We start from the raw sequence: 3,809 nt of genomic DNA, 5'->3' as shown, positions 1-3,809 counted from the left end.
GCCCCTCCGCCCCGTCTACACCCGCCCCGCGCCCCGGCCGCCGGGCGGGCCGGGCGGCGCCCGGCGCCCCCCGCCGGGCCCCGGCCCCCCCCCCCCCCCCCACGTCCCGGGATCAGGCGGGTCAGGAGATCCGCCAGAGCTGGTTCACCTGGCCCGGGCCGTAGCAGTCCCACAGCTGGGTCTTGCCGTGGTTGTAGTAGATCTCCTCGTAGGCGCCGTCCAGGCAGCGGCCGTTGGTCTGGACGGTCAGGTTGTAGACGAGGGGGTCGTTGGTCGCCCGGGTGAACTTCCACAGTTGGTTGCTCTGTCCCACGCCGTAGCAGTCCCAGAGCTGCATCTTGGTCCCGTTGCCGCCGATGTCCTGCCAGGCCGCGTCGAGGCACCGGCCGCTCTCCGCGTTGACCAGCTCGTAGTAGGCGCCCTGCGGACTGTCCATCCAGACCATGGTCCAGCGCTGGTAGGCGCTGTTGGGGTCGCAGTCCACCAGGAAGACGCCGATCCCGTTCCCGGTGCCGCTGGGGTCCAGGCAGCGGCCGTTGAACACGTTCTTGAGCAGCACGCCGCTCGACAGGGCATGGGCGGACGGCGCGGCAGCCACGAGCGTGGCCGTGGCGAACGCCGCGGTGGCGACCGCAGTGGTGAGTACCTTCCTCATCGTTCCTCCTGCTCCTCGTTCCTCGCTCTCCGGACCGGCCCCGTGACCGGTCGCTCCCAGCTTCGGCGGGCCGGATTGCCGCCGGATCGGCGTTCGATTGCCGCCCTGGCCGGAACGCGGGAAGGCGGGCAGACGGGAGCCAACCTGTCCGTCCGTCACCCGGGAGACGACCCCGCGCCTCACCGCCGCCGCGATGCGCCGAGCGGCACAGTGGCGACCGGAAGGGCGCGGACAGGGTGGGCAAACCGTGATCCGCGTCACGCCCACGCGGTCCGATTTCCCTGTGTGCACGGAATGCCGCAGGCCGACCCACCTGCGGTTTCGTGTGCGGGCCACGGTGGTTCATTCACTGAATAACGGTTCCTGCAACAAGTCTGGGAAAAGCCTGAGCGGTTGCTGAGAATGGCGCGTCCCCACGCACCTCCTCCTCCCCGGGAGCCGCGCATGCCCTCGTTGCGTACCCGCTGGAGCAGACGGCGAATAGCCATCGCCACTGCCCTGCCCGTCCTGCTCATCGCCGCCACCGCGGCGAGCGGCCTGGACCTCGACCGCTACCTCGACTTCGACCACGACCGGGCCGCCGCCTGCGGCGCGGCGCACGATCCGGACGCCGACCGAGACGCCGACCACGACGCGGACAAGGACACCGGCAAGGACGCCGACGCCGATCCGGACGCCCGTCCCGGCCACTGCGGCATGGCCGGTGAGAGTGCCGACATCCTCGCCGCCTCCGCCCAGGCGAACGTCGCCCGTACCGCGCCCGGCACGTCGGTGAGCTCCGAGGCCGTGACCGCCGCCGCGAAGGACGCCGCCGCCATGCCGGTGACCGGTGCCGCCGTGGCCTGGCAGCAGAAGAACGACCTGCCGTACCAGTCGCAGAACTCCGCCTACGCGCAGGGCCCTTGGTGGGCCGGTCACGACGTGGTCTCCGGGCGTGCGACCGCACTGGCCGCCGACGGCGCCACGGTCTACCTCGGCACCGCCGGCGGCGGCGTCTGGAAGACCGCCGACCAGGGCCAGACCTGGACCCCGCTGTTCGACGACCAGCCGAGCCTCGCCATCGGCGCGGTGGCCGTCAACCCGGCCGACCACTCGGTGTGGGTCGGCACCGGCGAGGGCAACTCCAACTCGGACGGCGTCGGCGGCACCGGTCTGTACCGCTCCACCGACGGCGGACAGACCTGGACCCAGGCCGGTACCGGGCTCACCAACAGCCTCGTGACGCACATCGAGTTCGCCGGCAGCAAGGTCTACGCCGCCACCAACCAGGGCCTCATCCGCCACGACGCCGCCACCACGGACGGCGCCTGGGAGACGGTCCTCAAGCCGGACCCGAACCCCGGCAACTCGCCCTACCGCACCTCCTGGATCACCGACGTCCGCGTGCAGCCGAACAGCAACGGCCAGAGCCTGGTCGCCGTCCTCGGCTGGCGCGGCGGCACCAAGGCCGACGACCTCGGCTACAACGGCGTCTACTACTCCACCGCGAACGGCGACTCCGGCACCTGGAACAAGGCCACCGTCTCGGGCGACTTGACCCAGGCGCAGGTGGGCCGCACCACCCTCGGCTTCACCTCCGACGGCGGCAAGCTCTTCGCCGTCGTCGAGGACCCGACCACGGTGGCGCTGGCGGGTGTCTACGTGTCCGGCACCGGTGACCCGAACGGCCCGTGGACCAGGCTCGCGGACGGCACCGCGCTCAAGAACGCGGGCGCCACCGCCGGAACCGTCGGCGGCCAGGCCTGGTACGACCAGTACCTCGTGGTCGACCCGGCGGACGACACCCACCTGTACGTCGGCCTGGAGGACCTCTACGAGACCTCCGACTCCGGCTCCACCTGGACGGCCATCGGCCCGTACTGGTGGAACAACACCTACAGCTGCTTCAGCTACGACCCGAGCCAGTTCAGCTGCCCCAACACCACCCACCCCGACCACCACGCCGCGGTGGTCGCCCCCGACGGCACCACGTACTTCGGCAGCGACGGCGGCGTCTGGTCCCGGCCCTCCGCCACCCGCGCCCAGGTCGGCGGCTTCAACGACCTCAACGCGGGCCTGCGCACCCTCCAGTACTACGGCGGCCAGACCGGGAAGAACACCGCCGGCACCGGCGACATCTTCTGGGGCGGCCTCCAGGACAACGGCTACTCGGTCTCCGTCCCGGGCGACCCGGCGATGTACGAGCCCAAGGGCGGCGACGGCTTCAACGTGATCGTCGCCCCGCAGGACGGCCGCTACAGCGTCGCCGAGTACACCAACCTGGCCCTCGCCAAGACGCTCGACGGCGGCCACACCTGGTACAACATCAGCCCCAACTGCACCAACTTCAAGCCGACGTCGACGACCACGCCGTGCGAGAAGGACGGCCGCTTCGTCGCCCCGTTCGGCGCGGACGTCGCCAACGTCCAGCACTGGGTGGCCGGCGGCCGCTACGTCTGGGACAACCAGGGCAAGGGCTGGTCCACCGCCTGCACCGGCGCGACCTGCGACTGGCAGCCGGTCTTCGACCTCGGCGCCGGCAACGCCGCCACCGCCGTGACCGCCGACGGCGCCGTGACGTACGCCGGCTGGTGCGGCACCGGCAACGGCTGCAACCCCGGCGGCGGCTCGCCGTTCGTCTCCGGCATCGCCACCAACTACGGCGGCACCTGGCACCAGGTCCAGGCGCCCAACCTGCCCAACCGCGTGGTCACCGCGATCTCCGCCGACCAGGCCGACGCCGCGCACGTCGTCGCCGTCTACGGTTCCTACAGCCGGCACTGGATCGACGGCGCCGGCACCGGGCACGTCTTCGAGTCCCACGACGGCGGCGCCACCTGGACGGACATCAGCGGCAACCTGCCCGACGCACCGGTCAACGCCGTCAAGATCGCCCTGGGCTCGCTGATCGTCGGCACCGACAACGGCGTCCTCGCCGCCTCGCCGACCGCCCCCTCCACCTGGTACCGGCTGGGCACCGGACTGCCCAACACCCCGGTCGGCGACCTCGCCGTCGCTCCGGACAGCTCGTACCTGCTCGTCTCCACCCACGGACGCGGCGCGTGGACCTGGACCCTGCCCCCGCAGCCCACGACGTGACCCACCCCGCTCCCCCGGCGCCCCCGGGCGCCCCCGCCCCCCGCGCCCCCCCCCCCCGCCCCACCCCCCCCAAACA

At 72.2% G+C, this 3,809-nt stretch carries 2 protein-coding genes; one reads left to right on the top strand and one right to left on the bottom strand.

The window, feature by feature from the left end; all coding sequences use genetic code 11:
* Positions 1–121 precede the first annotated feature (121 nt).
* Positions 122–655, bottom strand: coding sequence for an RICIN domain-containing protein (locus tag ACFV4G_RS30910; RefSeq protein ID WP_380445418.1), 534 nt, complete (start codon positions 653–655; stop codon positions 122–124).
* A gap of 444 nt (positions 656–1,099) precedes the next feature.
* Between ACFV4G_RS30910 and ACFV4G_RS30905 the strand changes: the two genes are divergently transcribed.
* On the top strand, positions 1,100–3,733 hold the full coding sequence (locus ACFV4G_RS30905) for a hypothetical protein (RefSeq protein ID WP_380445417.1): 2,634 nt from the start codon (positions 1,100–1,102) through the stop codon (positions 3,731–3,733).
* Positions 3,734–3,809 lie beyond the last annotated feature (76 nt).

The sequence above is a fragment of the Kitasatospora sp. NPDC059747 genome (genome assembly GCF_042732955.1).
Taxonomy (GTDB): Bacteria; Actinomycetota; Actinomycetes; order Streptomycetales; family Streptomycetaceae; genus Kitasatospora.
This window is presented reverse-complemented; position numbering and strand designations above follow the sequence as displayed.